General features: G+C 54.5%; 17 protein-coding genes. 4 read left to right on the top strand and 13 right to left on the bottom strand.

From position 1 onward, the window contains the following. Nucleotides 1-2: 2 nt before the first annotated feature. The 10 genes from HNV11_RS11790 to HNV11_RS11745 form a co-directional block, all read right to left on the bottom strand. Entirely contained in the window at nt 3-1,226 is a 1,224-nt protein-coding gene (locus tag HNV11_RS11790; protein ID WP_171739853.1) for an aminotransferase class V-fold PLP-dependent enzyme, read from the bottom strand. 18 nt (nt 1,227-1,244) lie between these two features. Further along, nucleotides 1,245-1,703: a RidA family protein gene (locus tag HNV11_RS11785; RefSeq protein ID WP_171739852.1), complete on the bottom strand. Its 459-nt coding sequence runs from the start codon at nt 1,701-1,703 to the stop codon at nt 1,245-1,247. A gap of 24 nt (nt 1,704-1,727) precedes the next feature. Further along, nucleotides 1,728-3,524, bottom strand: coding sequence for a c-type cytochrome (locus tag HNV11_RS11780; RefSeq protein ID WP_171739851.1), 1,797 nt, complete (start codon nt 3,522-3,524; stop codon nt 1,728-1,730). Between the two features lie 57 nt (nt 3,525-3,581). Beyond that, nucleotides 3,582-4,829, bottom strand: a complete 1,248-nt coding sequence (locus HNV11_RS11775) for an amidohydrolase/deacetylase family metallohydrolase (RefSeq protein ID WP_171739850.1) — start codon at nt 4,827-4,829, stop codon at nt 3,582-3,584. Between the two features lie 26 nt (nt 4,830-4,855). Then, complete coding sequence (locus HNV11_RS11770) at nt 4,856-6,076, bottom strand: PLP-dependent transferase (RefSeq protein WP_171739849.1); 1,221 nt, start codon at nt 6,074-6,076, stop codon at nt 4,856-4,858. 23 nt (nt 6,077-6,099) lie between these two features. Further along, complete coding sequence (locus HNV11_RS11765; protein WP_171739848.1) at nt 6,100-6,822, bottom strand: carbohydrate-binding family 9-like protein; 723 nt, start codon at nt 6,820-6,822, stop codon at nt 6,100-6,102. A 47-nt stretch (nt 6,823-6,869) separates the two neighbouring features. After that, the gene (locus HNV11_RS11760; protein ID WP_171739847.1) at nt 6,870-7,325 is read right to left on the bottom strand and encodes a RidA family protein; all 456 of its coding nucleotides are present in this window, start codon (nt 7,323-7,325) and stop codon (nt 6,870-6,872) included. Nucleotides 7,326-7,339: 14 nt separating this feature from the next. After that, nucleotides 7,340-8,902, bottom strand: coding sequence for a SusD/RagB family nutrient-binding outer membrane lipoprotein (locus HNV11_RS11755; protein ID WP_171739846.1), 1,563 nt, complete (start codon nt 8,900-8,902; stop codon nt 7,340-7,342). Between the two features lie 19 nt (nt 8,903-8,921). Further along, a complete protein-coding gene (locus HNV11_RS11750; protein ID WP_240163950.1) occupies nt 8,922-12,293 on the bottom strand; it encodes a SusC/RagA family TonB-linked outer membrane protein in 3,372 nt (1,123 codons plus the stop codon). 282 nt (nt 12,294-12,575) lie between these two features. Continuing rightward, on the bottom strand, nt 12,576-13,697 hold the full coding sequence (locus tag HNV11_RS11745) for a FecR family protein (protein WP_171739844.1): 1,122 nt from the start codon (nt 13,695-13,697) through the stop codon (nt 12,576-12,578). Between the two features lie 192 nt (nt 13,698-13,889). Here HNV11_RS11745 and HNV11_RS11740 point away from each other — a divergent pair, with 192 nt between their 5' ends. The 4 genes from HNV11_RS11740 (at nt 13,890) to HNV11_RS11725 (ending at nt 18,778) form a co-directional block, all read left to right on the top strand. Beyond that, nucleotides 13,890-15,053, top strand: a complete 1,164-nt coding sequence (locus HNV11_RS11740; protein WP_171739843.1) for an AraC family transcriptional regulator — start codon at nt 13,890-13,892, stop codon at nt 15,051-15,053. A 392-nt stretch (nt 15,054-15,445) separates the two neighbouring features. After that, a complete protein-coding gene (locus tag HNV11_RS11735) occupies nt 15,446-16,375 on the top strand; it encodes a sugar phosphate isomerase/epimerase family protein (RefSeq protein ID WP_171739842.1) in 930 nt (309 codons plus the stop codon). 87 nt (nt 16,376-16,462) lie between these two features. Beyond that, nucleotides 16,463-17,002, top strand: a complete 540-nt coding sequence (locus HNV11_RS11730; protein WP_171739841.1) for a gluconate 2-dehydrogenase subunit 3 family protein — start codon at nt 16,463-16,465, stop codon at nt 17,000-17,002. A gap of 42 nt (nt 17,003-17,044) precedes the next feature. Then, nucleotides 17,045-18,778 carry a GMC oxidoreductase gene (locus HNV11_RS11725; protein ID WP_171739840.1) on the top strand — a complete coding sequence of 578 codons (1,734 nt, stop codon included), beginning with the start codon at nt 17,045-17,047 and terminating at the stop codon, nt 18,776-18,778. 88 nt (nt 18,779-18,866) lie between these two features. Here HNV11_RS11725 and HNV11_RS11720 read toward each other — a convergent pair whose 3' ends face one another. From HNV11_RS11720 to HNV11_RS11710, 3 genes are read right to left on the bottom strand one after another with little or no spacing between them, the layout of a single operon-like run. After that, entirely contained in the window at nt 18,867-19,583 is a 717-nt protein-coding gene (locus HNV11_RS11720) for a pirin family protein (protein WP_171739839.1), read from the bottom strand. After that, nucleotides 19,583-20,173: a hypothetical protein gene (locus HNV11_RS11715; RefSeq protein WP_240163949.1), complete on the bottom strand. Its 591-nt coding sequence runs from the start codon at nt 20,171-20,173 to the stop codon at nt 19,583-19,585. Before HNV11_RS11715 ends, HNV11_RS11720 begins: the two co-directional genes overlap by 1 nt. A 20-nt stretch (nt 20,174-20,193) precedes the next feature. Continuing rightward, a complete protein-coding gene (locus HNV11_RS11710) occupies nt 20,194-20,955 on the bottom strand; it encodes a dioxygenase family protein (protein WP_171739838.1) in 762 nt (253 codons plus the stop codon). Nucleotides 20,956-20,966 lie beyond the last annotated feature (11 nt).

The following is a 20,966-nucleotide window of genomic DNA, read 5'->3' as shown; positions in this document are numbered from 1 at the left end:
TCTTACGCTGCCACTTTGGACAGTTCTTCCTTAATACGTTTGGCAACTATTTTCTCCTGGCCGGGCTTCATCATCCAGACCGTGACGCTGATGTTGCTGGGACCGCCCCCGCCTACTTCAATGGACGGGTCGCCTTTGCGCAGGGCTTCCTGCAGTTCTTTGCCCGTGATGCGCAGTTTGGCCGGGTCCCAGGCAATGCGCAGGGTTGGCGTGTGGTTACCCAGGGGCGGGACATGCACGTTCGTCTCGACTCCATTGACCGCCTTAACTGTGTTTTCAACATGGGCAACTCCATCTTCCCAGCTCTTCCAGACCTTGTCGTGGTCCTGGTTAATAAACCGCTCCAGCGCTACGTACATACCCAGAATTTCCTCTTTGTTCACTTTCATACCCCGGCCAATATTGAACCCGCGCGGGGGCATGTGCAGCCGGGCAGCCGAAATAATGTCTTTCTTGCCCATCAACAGACCGGCACTCTGAGGCCCCCGCATGGCTTTCCCCCCGGAAATGACCACGAAACTGAAGCCCATGTCGTTGAACCGCCACAGATTCTCCACCGGCGGCACGTCGGCGGCAATATCAATCGAGGTAGGGATGTTGTGCTTTTTACCGAGCGCCACCCATTCTTCGTGCATGATCTTGCCTTTGTCGGCTTCGATGTGCAGAAAATGCATGAGTGCCGTCCGTTCGTTAATAGCTTTCTCGACCTCTTCGGCCGTTTCGACCGGGATGATCTTACAGCCCGTATTCGTCAGGGCGTGGTTATAAACAATGTCGTGGGCTTTCTGGCAAATAACCTCGGTTTTCATGCCGGTCCCGGCCAGGTGCGGCAGTTGCTCGACTTTTTTCAGGTCCATCCCCGTCAGGATTCCCGCCAGCCCCAGGGTCATGCCGGAGAACGCACCGGAGGTAACGACAGCCGCTTCGGAATGCACCATCTGGGCAATCTTTTCGCCGACCTTATCCTGAATCTCATCCAGCAGACAAAATTCTTTCGCCCCATAGTTGATGGCTTCCAGAACTTCGTCCGGCATCAGGGAGCCAGTCATGTAGGTCAGCGTACCGGCGGCATTGATGAACGTGCGCACGCCCAGTTCCTTAAACAAGTCCCGTTTAGGCGCTGCGGCCAGAGCCTCGGTCGCAACCAGGGGCAGGCCACCGCCGACCAGCCCGCCGAGAACGGGAACGCTCGACAAGCGCTTGATGAGTTTACGTCTGCTTAGCATATCAGTCTCTTCAACGGGTTAGATATAGGCAATGCAATCCATTTCCACCAGCGAGTCACCCGGCACCCCGCCATAGACAGCGACAGTTGTGCGCACGGGCGGCTTACTGCCAAACCGACCTTTATACACCTCGTTCATGCCCTTGTAATCGTTCAGATCGTGCAGATAGACGTTTACTTTCAGAACTTTTTCCATCGACGAACCTGCCTTAACCAGCTCTTTTTCCAGCTCCTTAAGTACCTCGTCGGTATGTACCTTGATATCACCTTCCTTATGGTAGCCTTTACCCGCTACGAATACCAGATTCCCCAGCTTGGTCGAACCCGAAAACAGAGGAACATCCTGATGATTGACGACATTGAAGACTTCTTTTTCGGCCTGGGGTTCGGCCATCACCTGCGTGGCGGTACCCAACCCGGCGACCCCGGCGACCGAAGCGAAAAGGCGTTTTAAAATGGAACGGCGTTGTGCTTTCATGGTAGAATTGAAAAAATGAACGAATTACTTTTTACGATTAACTGGGGTTTTACGCTGTACTGAGGCTTTGTTGTCTAAACTTTTGCGAACGTCGCTCACTTCGGCCACCGTAACGGCGTCGGCTGTGTTGCCAAAGTTGGACCGGATATGCGTCAGCACTTCGGCAATATCGGCGTCGTTCAGGAAACTGTGCTGCGGCATGACGCTGTTATACGACTGCCCTTTTACTTCAATAGGCCCTTCCAGTCCTTTGAGCAGGACGGTGATCAGCTTTTTCTTGTCGCCCAGCACCCACTCCGATCCGGCCAGGGGCGGAAACCGCTGCGAGTCGCCCAGGCCGTTACGCTGGTGACAGGCCGAGCAATAGACGCCGTAGACCTTGCCACCGGCAATGGGCCTACCCCGGTCCAGGTTATCGGTAATTTTGTCGGGCGTGCGGATGTTGGACATCGCCTTGCGCTTTTCCATCTGGGCGAGCTGCGCCGTTCCGAACTGTTTTTTGTCGCCGGTATAGGTGATCCGCCAGATTTTCCCTTTTTCCGTTTCAGCAACGTATAGCGATCCATCCGGCCCCATGGCGATACCCATTGGCCGATAAACCGCGTCACTTACGTTAACAATGGGATCAACTCCGGCAAACCCATCAGCGAATACCTCCCAGTTGGTTGACGGCATACCATCGGCTTTCGCCGGCACAAACCCGATAAAGAAGCCGGCCTGCGGGTAGGGCGCCCGGTTGGTTGAGCCGTGAAAAGCAATGAATGAACCGTTTTTATAATGCTCGGGGAATCCCTTTGCGGCTCCGGTGCCCCGGTAGAACAGCAGATCATTAGGCGCCCAGTGGCCCGGAAACCCAATGATGGGCTTTTCATAACCAGCGGCCCGACCCACCAGATTGCCGTCGCCCCCGTATTCCGGGTTCATGACTTTCTTGCCCTGCATTTGATCATAGTATGAATACGGCCAGCCGCCGTCCAGGCCGTCGGTTACCCGAAAGAATTCCTCGGCGGGCAGCACAGCGCTCTGCCAGGGAGAAAATACCCCCGCCCACAGCATGAGCAGATCGTCGCGCCCGTGCTGCAGGGCATACAGGTTATTATCGACCGGATTCCAGTCCATCGCCACCACGCTGCGCAGACCCGTAGCGAAGCGGTAGCCGTCTTTCTGAGTCTGCCCCGTTTTGTTGGCGTCGAACCGCCAGATACCGCCGTGATCTTCCAGCATGGGGCAGGGATCAATCCCGACGGAGCTGGGCGTGCGGTTCTTTTCCTGACAGGCGTTGGAAGCCGCCCCGAACGGCACAAACATGTTGCCGTTATTATCAAAGGTGATTGGTTTGGCGATGTGCTCGTGCATGCCATGCGGATGGTCGTCGGTTAAAACGACTTCCAGTGGACTGTCGGGCACCAACTGGCCGGGTTTCAGCTTGTAGCGGTAGACCTGGAGTTCGGAGCTGAAATACAGATAGCCGTTATAAATCCGCATGGCCGTACCGTAGGCCCGTTCCCGGGCCAGCCCGCCAAACTGCTTCATAATATCCGCCCGACCGTCGCCGTTGGTATCCCTTAGGGCAATCACCGATTCGTCTTTGTCGCGGGCAAAGCGGGCTTTTACGTAAATGTCGCCGTTGTCATTGACGGCCATGTGCCGCGCCCGGGCGGGCAGACTGTCCACGACGACGGTAGCTTCAAACCCATCGGGCAAAAAGAGTCCCCCATTCTGATCGGTCTGAACGGGCAGACCGTTGCGGGACTCACGCTGAACAAACCCAGCGAATACAACCAGACTTAAAATCAGACCTTTTACGTGAACTCGTGACATGAGATAAACAGAGCAGATAGATTTCGTTAGGGTATGTATAGATAAAGGCAGTGGGCTTTATCGGGTACTGATCGGGTTGGCGATTCCGTTCAGGTCGTAGACGACCCGGCCGCCCTTAATTGTCATTTCGCACTCCAGTTTCTGCTTACCCGTCAGCTTATAGCCGGTCTTATCGTAAAAGCCGAACGTACCGTTTCGCAGGCTCAGGATCGCGACATCGGCAATGGCCCCCACCGACAGATGACCCAGATTCTCGCGGTTGATGACCTGAGCGGGCGTCCAGGTACTGGCTTTGATGACGCTGGGCAGATCCATGCCCATGACCAGAAACTTCGACATGATGCTCAGGATGTCTTTCATGGAGCCGTTCATGCTGCCCGTGTGCAGGTCGGTGCTGATAGTCGTCGGATAGAACCCGCTCTTAACGGCCGGCATCGCCTGCGAGAAATTGAAGCTGGCGCCCCCGTAACCGACGTCGAAGACAATCCCTTTTTTGCGGGCTTCCCACACGAACGGCTTAACGGTTTTGGTGGCTTCATCCACGATCGTCTCGCGGACATTTCCTTCCAGCAGCGTATAGGCATGGGTATAAATGTCGCCGGACCGCAGGTGCTTCAGGAACAGATCGTTCAGCGGCAGCGGGGGCGTGTTGCCGCCAAAATCAATCATGACGGGCATGCTGGCCAGCTTCCCGGCCTCCACCGCATGATCGACGGGTGCCCAGCTTGGCCCCTGAAAATGGGCGACTTTAAACCCGACCACGTCGTTCCTGTTTTCGAGGGCGACTTTAGCCGCCATCTTCGGGTCCATATCGGTGGTGTCCTGCTCGAACCGGCCGCCCCGCATACCTTCGCCCACAATGTTCAGGAACGCCAGGACCCGGGTTTTCGACGGCAGAATCACATTCGTCTTAAAGGTTTCGAACGACTTCCAGCCGGCACCGCCCGCATCGACGATGGTCGTTACACCCACCCGGAACGTAAACCCATCGGGCGAAACCGCCACGAGGCCGTTGCTGAGGTAATGGTCGGGTTCGGTACCAGCGAATACGTGCCCATGGATGTCAATCAGGCCGGGGGTTACATACAGCCCTTTGGCATCAACGACCTGCTTGGCCTGCTTCGCATCAATGGTTCTGGCGACCTGTACGATTTTACCGTCGGTGATCGCCACATCCATCACGGCGTTGATATTGTTCTTGGGGTCAATCAGGTGGCCGCCCTTGATGACAATACTATACGTCTGGGCGCTGGCTGCACTACCCAGGAAGAAAAGTACAGCCAGTAAAGAATACAGTTTCTGCATACGTGTAATCAATGGATAGCACCGGATCAGACCGACGCCTTGGTCAACTCTTCCTTAAGCCGGGTGGCCACAATCTTTTCCTGACCCGGTTTGAGCATCCAGGTCGTCATGCTGATTCCGTTCGGCTCACCAACCACCTCAATGGATGGATTGCCGTTACGGAGCTGCTCCTGCAGGGCTTTTGGGGTTAGCTTCACTTTGTCGGTAGCCCACGCGACCCGCAGGGTTGGGGTGTGGTTACCCAGTTCAGGCGCGAAGGTTTCGACCGTTACGCCATTCACGCTTTTTGCCGTGTTGGCGATGTGTGCAGCCCGATCTTCCCACATCTTCCATTCCTTCTGGTGGTCCATGGCTACGAATTTTTCCAGCGCCACGTACATGCCCAGGATTTCTTCCTTGTTGACTTTCATGCCCCGGCCGATGGTCGAACCGCGCGGGGGCATACTGAGCCGGGCAGCCGCGATGATGTCTTTTTTACCCATCAGCAGGCCCGCGCTTTGCGGTCCCCGCATGGCTTTCCCTCCCGATACGCAGACCAGATCAAAACCCATGTCGTTGAATTTCCAGAGATTTTCGACCGGCGGCACATCGGCGGCAATGTCGATCATGGTCGGGATGTTGTGCTTTTTGCCCAGGTCAACCCACTGCTGGTGCGTAATCTGGCCTTTATCGGACTGGATGTTCAGGAACCAGAGCAGAGCGGTTTTTTCGTTAATAGCCTTTTCCACATCGGCCAGGGTTTCAACCTGGATAATTGTACAGCCCGTGTTCGTCAGGGCGTGCGAATAGCCGATGTTATGGGCTTTCTGGGCGATCACCTCCGATTTCATGCCGGTTCCGGCCAGATGCGGCAGCTGCTCGACTTTTTTCTGATCCATGCCCGTCAGCACCCCGGCCAGCCCCAGGGTCATGGCCGAGAAACAACCCGCCGTGACCACCGCCGATTCGGCATGGGTCAGAGCCGCGATCTTCTCCCCCACTTTCGTCTGCACGTCGTCGAGCATCATAAACTCTTTCGACGAAGTCAGGATGGTATCCATTACGTCGTCTTCCATAAGCGAGCCCGTCATGGCGGTATACGTTCCAGCGGCATTGATGAAGGTGCGGATGCCCAGCTCTTTTACCAGGTTTCGGGAAGCCATAACGGGCGCCGGCAGAACCGACTGCACCGGGGCCGACGTATCCAGCAATCCACCCAGCAGGGGCATGGCCGACAGGCGTTTAATAATCTCTCTTCGGTTGATCATGAGATAGGTACCAGTTAAATAGTTCACTCAAAAATCCAGACACCAAATTTTTTGTACTCGTGGAAGCTGCCGCTCGTTTTCTGCCACGACCAGGTGGTGTAGCCCTGATCATAATCAATCCGGTACAGATTGCCGCGCCACTGGGTGCCCGAAGTAGGCGGAGAAACCACCATCGGACTCAGCAACCGGTAGGGAATAAAAAACTCCGCCGTCCAGCCTTTTACGGCCGAGCCGCTTTTCTTCTCGCCCCCCTGCACACTGGTCGCGTGCTGCACGCGGCTATTTCCTTTATACGACCAGGGTTTCCAGCCGTGGAAACGCCCGTTGATGTTCGGCACCAGAATAATCAGTTCATAATTCAGGGGCGACAGCTCGTACTCGTAATAAATAGGGACGGACGGATCGGGCCAGATAAAAACCTCGACCACGTCTTCCTTAAACAACGCCCCAAAATCTTCCTGAATCGTAGCCGTTAGCTGCTGATCCTCGCACTGGAATAGAAAATACAGTCCTGTATCGGAGTACAGCATTTTTGTCTGGGTTGCCAGCAGGCGCCCCGCCGATTCCTGAATCGTAATGGGCACCCAACTGGCTTTTGCCCAGCCTGCATTGTCGCCGGTTCCGTCAATCTGAAAATCCGCCGTTTTCCTGATCCGTATCTGGGTGGAGTCCTGGCCGGATGCCGACATCGCAGCACCCAGGTTGGCCAGTCCAAGCAGAAACGTAAGTAAAACGAAGTTTTTCATTAATTACGGGCAACGATTTATTACGTAGCCAACTGAGAAACAAACTTTTAAACGTAGGCTATGCAATCCATTTCGACCAGCGACTTGTTCGGTACGCCACTGCGAACGCCTACCGTTGTGCGAACGGGTGGTTTGCTTCCAAACCGACCTTTATACACCTCGTTCATGGCTTTGTAATCCTTGGGATCATGCAGCAGAACGTTAACCTTTAACACCTTCGCCATTGACGAGCCGGCTTTGACCAGCTCTTTCTCTATTTCTTTAAGAACATGGTCGGTATGAGCCTTTACGTCGCCCTCAAAATGAGCGCCGATGCCCTGAATAAAGACCAGATTCCCCAGTCGGGTGGAACCGGAATAGAGCGGCACATCCTGCTGCAAGTCATCGGACCTATCGACACGACCGGTCTCGACTACGGTTCCGGCCGTAGCGACGCGCAGGCCGGTAACTCCAACTACGGATGCAAACAGGCGTTTTAAAATTGATCGGCGTTCTGCTTTCATGACGGTTTCTATCTTTACTTATCCCACCAGACAACGCTCGACAGCGTATTGGTACCGCCCTGGCGGGTGCGCGCTTCGATGAAGTTGGTTTTGTTATACGTCTCTTCCGAATCCGGAATCACGAAGCGGGTGGGTATTTTCCCACCGGTAAGATTGCCCGGATAGTTCGTCGGTGTCAGCACCGGGTAGCCCGTCCGGCGCCAGTTTGAGAAGATTTCGTATTCATCCTCCAGGAACATGGAAACCCATTTCTGCGTTTGAATCTGCTCCATCTGCTGGGCCACCGTACCGTCCGTTTTATACGGGTTGGCCGCCAGGTAGGCGTTCATTTTTGCCTCGGAGATCACACCGCCCGTTCCGAACAGCGACCACTGCCGCATACCCGCTTTCACCGCATTGGTATAGGCCGCTGCCGCCGTACTGCCGCTATACCAGCCTCGAATGGCTGCTTCGGCCAGCAGCAGGTTCATTTCGGCGTTACCCATCACAATCAGTGGTGCGCTGTATCTCAGGAGCGTAGCCGGATTGGGTTCCGAAAACGAATTGAAGTTAGCCGGCAGGTTATTGAAAGCCGCATTGGGCATTCCGTTCTGCAGGGCCGTTGTGGTATCGGCAGTAAATGTCTTGCCGTCGGTTGAGGTCCAGACAATTGAGATCACGTTCAGCCGCGGGTCTTTAGTACTTTTCAGATGATCAATCAGCGTTTTAGCCAGCTTGCCGCCTTCTACGTTGTCGCCACCGGGGGTAATATAGTCCGTGCTTAGCAGCCCGTTGGCAATGAAGTTTCGGCTGGCGACCTGCGAACCATCGACGTAAGCAATCACGGCGCGGTCGGCATCTTCCAGAATAACGCCCCCGGCAATGGCTTTCTCGACCCAGGTTTTAGCCAGTGCCGCATCGACCTGCGTCAGGCGCATACCCAGCCGCAGCATCAGCGAATAGGCAAACTTTTTCCACTTCGTTACGTCGCCACCATACATCAGATCGGCGTTGCCGAAGGTCGCTTTGGCCGGATCGAAGGCCTTGATCGACTCGTCCAGTTCTTTCAGCAGATCGGCGTAAATGGCCTGCTGCGTATCGTATTTCGGGCCGTAGTTCTTGTCCGACAGGGCTTTTCCGGCATCGAAATACGGGATGTCGCCGTAGAGATCGGTCAGGCGATGAAAAATATACGCTTTCCAGATGCGGGCCGCCGACAGCTTATTTACGTTGGCGGGATTGGCCGAAACCGCATCGATCACCTGACGGATAGAGACGATAGCCCCCTGCCCGGCAGCCGTTCCGGCGTAGGCATTCCAGTTGCCGGTCGAATAGCCGTAATTAAAGTATTTATCCCCAGCCGCCGGTACTTCTTTGTACGTAGCAAAATGCTGCATGGACTGACCAATCGTCAGGTAGGCAGCTCCCGTAAAATTGGTGCTCACGCCGTCCAGCTGCGCGCGGGTAAAGAGATACTCGGGCACAACCTGCGAGTATTTGTTCGGGTCAACGTTCATTTCCTCGAATCCTTTATCGCAGGACGATAAAAGCAGGAATAACGGAGCTGAGCAGATGAGTTTATGTATGAAACGCTTCATAGTGAGAGGATGCATTAGGTTAGAATTTCACCATTAGATTCACGCCCAGGCTGCGGGTTCTGGGAACGCCAAAGGCTTCCAGGCCCTGCGCGTTGGTGCTGGTATAGCCCGACTCCGGATCGAAATACTGGTTCTTCTTGTCCTTGTAGAGAATAGCCAGGTTCCGCGCCACAAACGAGATGGATGCACCCTGCAGCTTTAGGAATGAGAGCTTGCTGACCGGCAGCGAATATGTCAGAATCACCTGGCGCAGCTTCACGAAGTCGTTGTTGAACATGAACATTGATGTGTAGTTCTTGTCGTTGTCATAGTAAGTATCGACCTCCTCCTTTTTCCAGGTTTTGGTGAACGGGTTGCCTTCGGGGGTTACGCCCGTTACGGTAACTCCGGTTTCGCGGCCCGGCAGGGTTTCCTGGGGCAGACCAAAGCGGTAGGCATACTGGTAGAGGTTCGAGTACACGATGCTGCCGAATTTGCCGTCGATCAGGACGTTCAGCGAGAAGTTCTTGTAGCGGAAGTTGTTGGTGATGCCCATCGTCAGGGGTGGCGTGCCCTGCCCGATCTCTTCCAGATCGCCCCGAACGGCGTATCCACTGGCGGTGTTGAAGACGACGTTCCCGGCGGCATCGGTTTTCTTCCGGTAGCCCCAAACGGTTCCGTACGGTCTGCCGAGTACGTTCCGCACCAGTCCGCCCCCGACTCCACTGCCCACGTCAATACCCGTCAGGCCTTCGGCTAGCCGCTCGATCTTGCTCTTGTTGTAGGCCATGTTGTAGCTCACGTCCCACCCAAGATTGCCGGTTTTGATCGGCGTTCCGGTCAGCATCAGCTCAATCCCCTTGTTGCTCAGCTCACCCACGTTTAGCAGCGCCGAGGTATAGCCCGACGACAGGGCGATGTTGGACGTAACGATATCGTCCGTGGTTTTCCGGTTATAAAGCGTCAGGTCGATGCCCAGGCGGTTGTTCATGAACTTGGCCTCAATACCGCCCTCATAGGTCGTTGACGTCAGCGGCTTCAGATCCGGGTTCGGCACCTGCGACGACGACAACACCTGCACGGGCCGCCCGTTATGTCCGCCCTGCTGCATCGAGTAATACTGGTAAATCTGGTAGGCATTGACCGTCGCACCGCCCACCTGCGCCCACGAAGCCCGGAGCTTAGCGAAGCTGATAGCTTTGGGCAACTGGAACGCATCAGACAGAATTAACGACCCGCCGACCGACGGATAGAAGATGCTGTTGCTCTTTGGGTTCAGGACCGAGAACCAGTCCTGCCGACCCGACAGGGTTAAGTAGGCCACGTTTTTATAGCCAAAGTCCACCGAGCCGAAGACCGAATTGATGGCGCTTTTCAGATACGTAGGCGTGGTTGTGGATGCGGCCAGGTTCGTATAGCTGTAAAAGTAAGGTACCGTAAACTCGCTGCCCGCAATCACCGTCTGGTCGTAGATCGCCCGCTGGGCATTGGCTCCTAACAGCGCCGAAAAACTCAGGTTATTGAAAAAGTTGGTATTGTAGTTCAGCGTCAGCATGCCGTTGGTTTCCGAGGAAGTCGTTTTGCGGGCTTCATACGTCCCCAAAGGCTGATACGCGTTGTTGGTTGGCTGTACGTACTCCGACTGGAAGCTGTAGTAATCCTGGCTTACGCTGCCTTTCAGGTACAGGTTATCCAGAATGTCATAGCGCAGGCTTCCCTGGCTGATGAACCGGTGCTTAGTGTCGTCGTTCTTGAACTTGTTGATCACAAAATATGGGTTGGGTGCCGCCGGAACCGGGTTCCACTCCATCTCTTTGCCCGTAACGGGGTCATAGCCGGGTGCCAGGCTGCGGATGTCTACCACGTTAGCCACCAGATACGTTGCCCAGTGCGGGTTCATATCGGCATAGCCTACCTTCGGCCGGTTTATGCCTTCCTCCAGATTGTACTGAAAGACCGTTTCAATGCTCAGCTTTTTACCCAGGAAGGCATTAAGGTTCAGGTTAGCGATTTTCCGGTTGAACGAGGAGTTGGGTACGATGCTGTTCGCTTGGGTATTGTTCAGGCCCAGCCGGAAGTTCACCGTTTCGTTACCGCCCGTGAAGGCAACCGAGTTAATATAGTTGCTGCCCGTCCGGTAGAAATTCTTCAGATTGTCCCGCTGGGGCGAGTATGGGTGCAGCTGGCCGTCAACCTGGATAGTCGGCAGACCGTCCATGCGGGCACCGTACGAAAGGCGGCCCGTGCTTTTGGCTTCCGTAAGCGTCGTTGGCTTCTTCCCGTCTACGCCCTGACCGAATTCATACTGCCAGTTCGGAATCACGGAAATACTTTCAAACGTGGTGTTGCTGTTGATCTCCACGCCGATCCCTTTCTGACCACGGCCTTTTTTGGTCGTAATCAGGATCACGCCGTTCGAGGCACGGGCCCCGTACAGCGCGGCTGCGGGGCCACCTTTCAGCACGCTGATCGACTCAATATCGTCGGGGTTAATTCCCCCAATTCCGTCACCCCGGTCTACGTTCATGCCGTTACCATCCGAGGCCGTCCCTCCCCCAGGAATGCTATTGTCCATCGGCATCCCATTGATGACGTACAGCGGCTGGTTATTGCCGTTCAGCGAGCCGTTCCCGCGAATGATGATTCGGCTGGAGCCGCCCGGTCCGGTGGCCATACCGGTAGCGTTAACGCCGGCAATTTTGCCAGTCAGCGCATTGGCTACGTTATTCTCACGCGCCTGGGTAAATTCGCTGCCTTTTACTTCGGAAACGGCATAGGCCAGGGCTTTTTTCTCTTTCGAGATGCCTAAGGCTGTAACGACCACTTCACTGAGCGTGCTGGCCTCCGGAACCAGACTTACCGAAAAACTAGTCTGATTACCAACCGTTAACTCCAGGCTTTTGTAGCCGACAAAGCTGAACACCAGTACGGCCGGTGCGCCGTTGGCGGTCTGGTCGGGAATTTCCAGCGAAAAAGCGCCCTCGGCATTGGTGGTCGTGCCGCGCATCGTTTCTTTCAGCACGACGCTCACGCCGGGCATGCCCGTTCCTTTCTCGTCCAGGACGGTTCCCGTGATCCGGCGCTTGGGTGCTTCGGTCTGGCCCGACGGGCGAGAGTCGGGAGCCAGAGTTCGCCGTAAAATGATTCGTTCCTGAAGGACTTCGTACGCCACCTGGTGGGGCGAAAGAACTTTGTTCAGGACGCTGGACAGGGGCTCGTTCTGGAATTTATAGCTGGTTTTATGCTCCGCGCCGAAAATCTGCGGATTATACATAAACTTCACGCTGGTCACCGTCTCGATTTTTTCCAGGACTTTTTCAATCTCTACGTTGGTGAGTTGCAGCGTTACTTTTTGCTCAAGAACCTTCTGGCCGCTGACCTCGAAGGCCTGCGCCAGGGTTACAAATGCCACAGAAAGAAAGGCTTGGTATAATCCAGCGCGCATAATTTTCTGTATGTGCTTTTGAAAAAGTATTCGTTTTGACATAATTTTGGCTGTTGTCGGATTAAAAATTCGGCACAATAAGGTCCCTCTCCGCGTTGCGGACGTCGTAATGAGCTTACACAATTGGGGCATTTTGAGTCGAAGATGTTGGCGCATCTTCGACTTTGCTTTTTTAGAGAGTTCCGGGTTACGTCATAGGTTAGGCTGCGGTTTTAAAGAGTTTCGACTTTCCTCTGAAACGTTGATGGATTAGTTACAGCCGGGGCTGTTAATGACGATATAGCCATCGAGCTGCTCGTAGTCGGCGTTGATGGTTCGGCAGATGAGATCCAGCTTTTCAAACAGGGGCTCATCGTAGAGCGTAGCCGTCAGATAGCAGTTTTTCATCAGTTCCTCGTCGTAAATGATTTTGATGCTGTAGGCCTGCTCAAGCGTAGCGAATACGTTCGTGATCGGGGTGCGCTTAAAATTAAACGACTCTTTCTGAATTGACTTTTTCAGCAGGGCCGGGTCCTGCACCACACTTTTCACCAGGCGGGTTTCCTCGGCCGAGAAAACCACCTGCTGGTTTGGCGTCAGCACCGTACCACCCAGTTTGTAGTCCTCTTTCTGTTCCGGTGAAGGCATCTGATTCCGGGCAAATACGGACACTTTACCCGTCTTCACGATTACCTTCACCTGCCCGGCCCGTTCGTTGGTCTGCACCAGAAAACTGGTTCCCAACACCTTCGTAACCAGACCATCGGCATACACGTAAAAAGGCTTTAATGGATTCTTCGAAACTTCAAAAAACGCTTCACCCAGTAAATACACTTCACGCCTGACGCCCGAAAAATGACTTGAATAGCTAACCCGGCTCCGGGGATAAAGCAGGATCGTACTCTTATCGGGCAGGTTCACCACGAGCGGACTGGCGCTCGTATTGATCACTTCTTTCAGGGGATTGTGGGCCTGCGCCACCAGTTCCCCATACGTAACCTCGGTTTGAGCCCGGAACGGATGCAGCAGATACCAGCCAAACAGCCCCAGGATAACCAGTACGCTGGCCGCCATGCCATACCGAACGGGCGTGCGCTGAAACCATTTCACCGACAGCACGCGCGGGGCGTCGATGGACTGGTATAGCCGGTGGATCTCTTCCTGAACCTCCCGATCAGAAACAGTTCGATTTCCCTCAGGCTCCTCTGCGTATCCCACCCGAATGCTGTTCAGCAGTACCGACGCTTTCTCGATGGATTCTTTTCTGTCCGGATTCTGAACCAGCCACTCCTGCCAGATACTAGCCTCGACGGGGTCGTCGTGCAGCTGCCAACGCTGGAAAGAAGGATCAGTCGCTAAATCCTCGGGCTCGAAATGCCTGTTATCCTGCATACAAAAAAACTCGTTATGCCATTTTAAGGAAAGATGCAGGAACAAACGGCCGATACTCTTTTACACCGAATAATATTTTAAAAATTTTCAAATCTCCTTTTTTTTGCATTTTTGGAGCATGGGGAGCCGGTTAGTCGAGGTTCGGTTTGCTGCTCCTCCCGTCACCGAGCGCACTGCCCGTTAGATTACGCTATGCCCAAGGTCATTTTACTTTCCGATTTTTCGGAAGATTACGGCAAAAGCCTGCTTCGCGGAATTACAGCCTACGCTAAAGAACATGGCCCCTGGGTATTCTGCCGGATGCCGCTGTTTTTTCGCGAAACGCTGGGGGCTGATGGAATCCTGCAATGGGCCAGAGACTGGGGCACTGATGGCCTGATCGCGCAGTTGTACCGGGAAGAAGACGCAGAGGTGATTACCCAGGCGGGAATTCCGCTGATCGCTCAGGACTTTAAAGAACGGTTCAGCAATGTGCCGAACATTACCGGCGACTATTACGAAACCGGAAAACTAGGGGCTACGTATTTCCTCCAGAAAGGTTACGCGCACTTTGCGTTCTATGGCTTCAACACCTTCGTCTGGTCGAGGGAGCGGGCGCAGGGCTACGAAGAGACGCTGAAACAGCACGGCCACACGGTCTATTATTTTGAGCACGAAAAAGCCCGATCGGGCGAACTCTGGTACTACAAACCCTCGTCGCTCAGCCAGTGGCTGAAATCCCTGCCTAAACCGATTGCCCTAATGGCCTGCGATGACGACCAGGGCCAGCACATCACCGAAGCCTGCAAACTCGCGGGTATCCGCATTCCAGAAGAAGTGGCCGTGCTGGGCGTCGATAACGACGATATTATCTGCAACATCTCCGACCCGGCCCTGTCCAGCATTAGTCTGGCGGCTGTGCAGGGTGGGTATCAGGCCGCAGCCCTGCTCGACCAGTTGATGAGCAGCCGGTCGCTGACCGGACCCAGCATTGTTGTCCGGCCCATTCAGGTGATTGAGCGCGCATCGACCGATATGTTCGCAACCAGCGATCCGGCTATCCAGCAGGCGCTGCGCTACATTCACCAGCATATCGACCAGAATCTTAGCGTAACGCAGGTGTTAGCGCAGGTAGCCCTCTCCCGACGAGCCTTCGAAATCCGGTTTCATGCCATCACCGGCCTGCCGGTATATCAGTATATTCTCCGGCTACGTATGGACAAGTTTGCACGGCAACTGCTCGAAACGGATAAATCAATTTATGAGCTGGCTATTGAGTGCGGCTTTCCGGACACCAAGAACCTGGCCCGTCAGTTTAGAGACGTAAAAGGCTGCTCTCCAAATGAATACCGTCAGCTTCATTCCATGCCACTTTAAATAATCGAAGCCGCCCACTGCGCAAATTGAGGACAATATTACGTAAATTACGCAGTTCGACCGGGCTTTTTGATGTACCTTTGGGATTGTTCAGGATTAGACTATTCCCAGTTAATTTTAACTTTAACCAGTAGCCTTCTTTATAAAACTTCTGGCCCTAACGTACTTCAGAAGGTCTCGTTAACGAGTGTAAAGGCGCTGGATATGGGCCGTGTCTATACGCTATCGTGATCGGCGAAAGCCAACCGGTTCTGGCTGATTCTGCTAATGTTTTCTCTGCTGGTAACTGTCCTCTTTATGCTTAGCTCAGAAACCGAACGCACGACTTACGTTCGCAATGAGTCCACCCCGATGCCCTTCCGAACTAGACAACATTTTTTACGGTTATTGTTATGTATTCATCCCGTCGCGATTTTCTGAAACACCTTGGCCTGACCACCGGCCTGGGTTTACTGGCTAACCTTCCGCTGGAAGCAAGTGGCGGAATTCCCACTAAAAAGCCATTCTTTGCTATTTCTCTGGCCGAGTGGTCGCTGCACCGGACACTGCAGGCGGGCAAACTGACGAACCTGGAGTTCCCCGCCAAAGCCAAAAATGACTTTGGTATCAGTGCCGTAGAGTATGTCGATCAGTTTTTCAAAGACAAAGCCAAGGATCAGCCATACCTGAGCGAATTGAAAAAACGTACCGGCGACTTAGGGGTACGTAATGTCCTGATTATGGTCGATACGGCCGGACCACTGGCGGATACCGATGATGCCAAACGGAAGCAGGGCGTCGAAAGCCACTATCAATGGGTCGATGCCGCCAGGTTCCTGGGTTGCCATTCCATCCGGGTCAACCTGCGTGGTAAAGGCTCGGCGGAGGACGTTGCCAAAGCGAGCATTGACGGGCTGGGGCGGCTGGCCGAGTACGGGGCCAAGAACATGATTGGCATTATTGTCGAGAATCACGGCGGCTATTCGTCCGATGGCAAGTGGCTCACGAACGTAATCCGTCAGATTAATAACCCATACGCCGGTACACTGCCCGATTTCGACAACTTCAAACTAAACGAAACATCGGTATATGATCGTTATCTGGGCGTTGAGGAGATGATGCCCTTCGCTAATGGCGTGAGTGCCAAATCGCGCGATTTCGATGCGCAGGGGAATGAAACGACTATCGATTACCCACGCATGCTGCAGATCGCCAAGAAAGGAAAGACCTCTGCCTTCAAGGGCTACATCGGTATTGAATACTCCGGCAACCGGCTTAGTGAAGACGACGGCATCCGCGCCACCAAACAGCTCCTCGAACGGGCCGGACAAACTGTTTCGTAACGTATTACCCTGATTACCTGAATATACCCAATTCATAACCGATTGGACGGTCCGATGGCCGTCTGACGTTTACCTAACAAGTCTCTTATGCAACGACGTTCTGCCCTAAAAAGCCTGGCTGTGACCTTCGGCGGCCTAGTGAGCCTTCCGGCCTGGGCATCAAGCTGGACGCCCGATTCCGTCGGGCCTGTTTCTCTGGTATCGTTCGACGAGGAAACCCTGCTGGGCGAAATCGTCGAAACGTTCATTCCGGAAACTAGTACCCCCGGTGCCAAATCGCTGAAGGTTCACCAGTTTGCCCTGCGGATGATTAAGGACTGCTACGGCGAATCCGCGCAGACAACCTTACAGCAGGGACTTGCCCTGACCGAAACCACCGCGCAGCAGGCGTATAGCAAAGCGTTCGCGGCCTGTGATGCCCCCCAGCGGCTGGACGTTCTTTCCCGAATGGTGGCCTCAACCGATCCGGCGGGTAAGCCCTTTGTCGATCTCGCTAAACGCCTGACCATTCAGGGCTACACCAACTCAGAGTATTACCTGGTTAATGTACAGAAGTTCACCATGGCTCCGGGTTTTTATCATGGTTGCGTACCCGTATCCAAGCTGGCCGTGAATGGTACGAAGTAACCCGGCATTACGTATTCAGTTTTCCTTTTATCCCGAAATCGCATGTCTTTTTTAAATATAGATTCCGCTAAAGAACGCACGTTCGACGCCATTGTGGTTGGCTCGGGCATTAGTGGCGGCTGGGCCGCCAAAGAATTAACCGGCAAAGGCTTACGCACGCTCGTTCTGGAACGTGGCCGCGACGTAAAGCACGTTACCGACTACCCAACCACCATGATGCAGCCCTGGGAATTTCAGCATGGCGGCCAGCTTACCAAAGAGTATCGCGACGCCAACCCCATTGCCAGCCGCTGCTACGCAAACCGGGAGGATGCCAACCATTTCTTCGTCAAAGACGCCGAGCATCCTTATGTGCAGGAGAAGCCTTTCGACTGGATTCGGGGCTACCAGGTGGGCGGAAAATCGCTGATGTGGGCGCGGGGTACGCAACGCTGGTCGCAGTACGATTTTGAGGGTCCGGCGCGCGACGGATTCGCCGTGGAGTGGCCCATTGGTTACGCCGATATTGCCCCCTGGTACAGTTACGTCGAAAAGTTCGCCGGGATTTCGGGGAATAAAGACGGCCTGCCGCAACTGCCCGACGGCGAGTTTTTACCTCCGCATGAGCAGTCGTGCGTGGAAAAGCACTTCACCGAGCAGATGGCGAAGCATTACAACGGTACGCGCCCCATCATTATCGGACGTTGCGCGCACCTGACCAAGCCTCAGCCGATCCATTTACAGCAGGGCCGGGGTCAGTGTCAGAATCGTTCGTTATGCCAGCGGGGCTGCCCCTACGGTGGCTATTTCAGCAGTAACTCCTCTACCCTGCCCTGGGCCGCCAAAACCGGCAAACTGACGCTCCGCCCCGACTCGGTCGTGCATTCGATCATCTTCGACGAAAAGAAAAACAAGGCTACGGGCGTTCGGGTCATTGACGCACATACGAAAGAAATGACGGAGTATTACGCCAAAATCATCTTCGTCAATGCAGCCTGCCTGAATACCAACCTGGTGCTGCTGAATTCCAAATCGAACCGGTTCCCGAACGGACTGGGTAATGACAACGGCCTGCTGGGCAAATACGTAGCATTCCACAACTTCCGCACAGGGATCTCGGCCGAGCACGATGGTTTTCAGGATACGACCACCGAAGGCATCCGCCCGAATAGCAGCTACATTCCCCGCTTCCGGAACGTATTCAAGCAGGAAACGACCGGTCCGGGGTCCCGGTTCCTGCGCGGTTATGCGGCCGGTTTCGGTTCCAGCCGGGCGACCGATGTCGATACGTCGGGCATGGGCGAAGACCTGAAAAACAGCCTGATGCAGCCCAAGTACGGCAACTGGCGGGTAAGCTCCCACATGATGGGCGAAACCATCCCGAAAGAAAGTAACTTCGTAGCGCTGGATTCCAGCCTGACCGATGCCTGGGGGATTCCGCAGTTGAAAATCTCGGTGGCTTACGACGATAACGACGAGAAGATGATCCGGGATTTCCACGAGCAGATGAGCGAAATGCTGACGGTTTCCGGCTTCAAAAACATCCAGACCCACGACAACCCGAATAAAGCGCCGGGACTGGATATTCACGAGATGGGTGGTGTTCGGATGGGTAAAGACCCCAAAACCTCGCTGCTCAATAAGTGGAACCAGTTCCATACCTGCAAAAACGTTTTCGTGACGGATGGGGCCTGCATGACCTCGACCTCGACGCAGAACCCGTCGCTGACCTTTATGGCCATTACGGCCCGGGCCGCCAACCATGCAGTTGAAGAACTTCGGAAAGGGAATCTATAAACGAATACTAAAAGGCAAAAACGTAAAACGGGGCACTTGACGTTGTGCCCCGTTTTACGTTTTAACCGTGTCGAACGCAGCCTGAACGCTATTGATCGGCAGTTGCCAGGTCGATCACAATCAGAACGGCGTCATTCGACAGGGCTTCAAATTCAAGTACCTCGGCCTGATCGCAGGTTAACGCCAGGCCATCCCGGTCGTGCAGCAGCCGGTTCGCCACTTCAAAAACACCCTGTACAACGAAGACAAACAGTTGGCGGTTCTGCCTGTCAGTCGCTGCTGTCACAGTATACGTCCCCTCCTGCCGCCCAGAATACCGGCCTATAAATCCCTGATAGCCGGATGGCTCGCCGAAGCACGGCAGCAACGTATTCATCCTAGCCAGATCAAATTCGGTCTGGCTGACGACCGGGGCAAAATCGTACTGGGGTTTCGTTAACCAGAATTGGATATAGTTGATAAACTCGCTTTCATACGGATTGCTGACGGTGTAGGCCATTCCGGCGGCAAGCGACAGCACCACCGACTGGCCGGGCTCGGCAAAGCTGAATGTTCCCGCATACGCATACTCAAGCCCGCCCACAATCGGCAGCAGCACTACCTCCGTCGGCTCCTGAACCGCCATCGTCAGGCTGGCCCCGGCCCGTAGGGTATCTTCATTCAGAAGTAATAGAGCCCCGAACGGCTCGCGCCCCTCGGCCGCATAGTCTCCGACATTGAAGGTATGGCGGCTATGGACCGAAGCGCTTTCCGAGCGTCCCCGCTGATCAGCCAGGTAGATCTGAGCCATTGTCTGGGTATCCATTATCCGACAGAGTTTAAAGGCTGATAGGACCAAATGCTCAGGTTTGGCTGTAGCGCAACCAGGTCGGTGTTCACCTCCTGCCCCGCCTGCAAAGCCGCCCGCTGATCCCCGTAGGCAATCAGAAGTTTGTCCGCTACGGTATCAATCCAGGTCAGTGGGTCGCTGTAAAAGAAGATGGCAATCCGGTGCGCTTCCTTCTTCTTTACATGTGAGGCCAGAATCTCGAATTTAAACTGCGTGAAGGGCAAAAAAAGTCTCCCGAAAGCGTTGACCACGTCCGGGATCTGCTGGTTCAACTGCTTCAGATCCCCCATTGCTACCCGACTGGTCAGGTAGTGCAACTGCTCGGCATTTGGTACGTTGTCGAGTAGCTCCCGGAAGGTCTGGTATTTCGCTTCGGGGTTATAGAGCTGCGCCTGCATAAAAAACTCCTGATAGGTATCGTCAAACACCGCTTTATCCCAGGGCTTCGAGGCCGAAGCGTCGATAATCTTGCAATAACTTAACTGGATAAGACCCTTTGCCATCTGCTGATTTAGCCCCCGAAGGGCAAACGAAAAAGAAACACCCTGCCGGATGCGCTTATCCATCCGGCAGGGTGTTTCCTGAATTAAGCCTTGACCACAATCGTGTGGGTTAACGCATAGCCTGCGCTGTTACTACCCGAAACCGTGCCCAACTCATTCGTGTAGCCGTCGCCGAACACATTGTCGCGTTCGTTTTTGGTATCCTGCGCGCCTTTCGTGTAGCCATACGATTGCCCCGTTGTGTAAACGGTGTTGGTGATATCGTAGGGGAACGCAATCTGGGTCACCAGCAATGATTTTCCGCTGGCGTTATACACATGTACGTGGATATGCGGTGCCCGACCCGAATACCAGCCGGGGAAGATTGACGTAAAGCTAACCGAACCATCGGCGTTGGTCGTCTGACGCCCCCGCAAAAAGTCAACGCTGGTGAGATTGACACTCTGCATACCCGACCCGCCATACTCGGAGTAATAACCATCCTTGTCGCAGTGCCAGATATCCACCAGCGCACCCGCCAGCGCAGCGCAACTGCTATTTGCATTCTTAATGGTGATCGTAATGGCGAGGGGAATACCCGTACGGTCGTCGCGGATGTCCTTACGAACGAAGTTGGCCGGCACTTTCGTCGGGAACGGTCCTTCGGTTTCGGAGGCCGTAACGGTGCAGTCGCTGGAGGAACTGCCGTTCGTGGAGCCGGTCGAAGTGGTCGTACCGCCCGTGGTTGTGCTGGTAGTGCTGGCTGGGTCGACGGTTGTATCCGAGCAGGCCCCCATCACAGGAACCAGGGCCGCTACGCCCAACAGACTGCTGAAGCCGCGTTTCAAAAATTCTTTACGTTCCATAGTACTTTATT

Source organism: Spirosoma taeanense, from assembly GCF_013127955.1.
Classification (GTDB): domain Bacteria; phylum Bacteroidota; class Bacteroidia; order Cytophagales; family Spirosomataceae; genus Spirosoma; species Spirosoma taeanense.
Note: the sequence above shows the minus strand (reverse complement) of the source record. Positions and strands in the feature narration are given on the sequence as shown.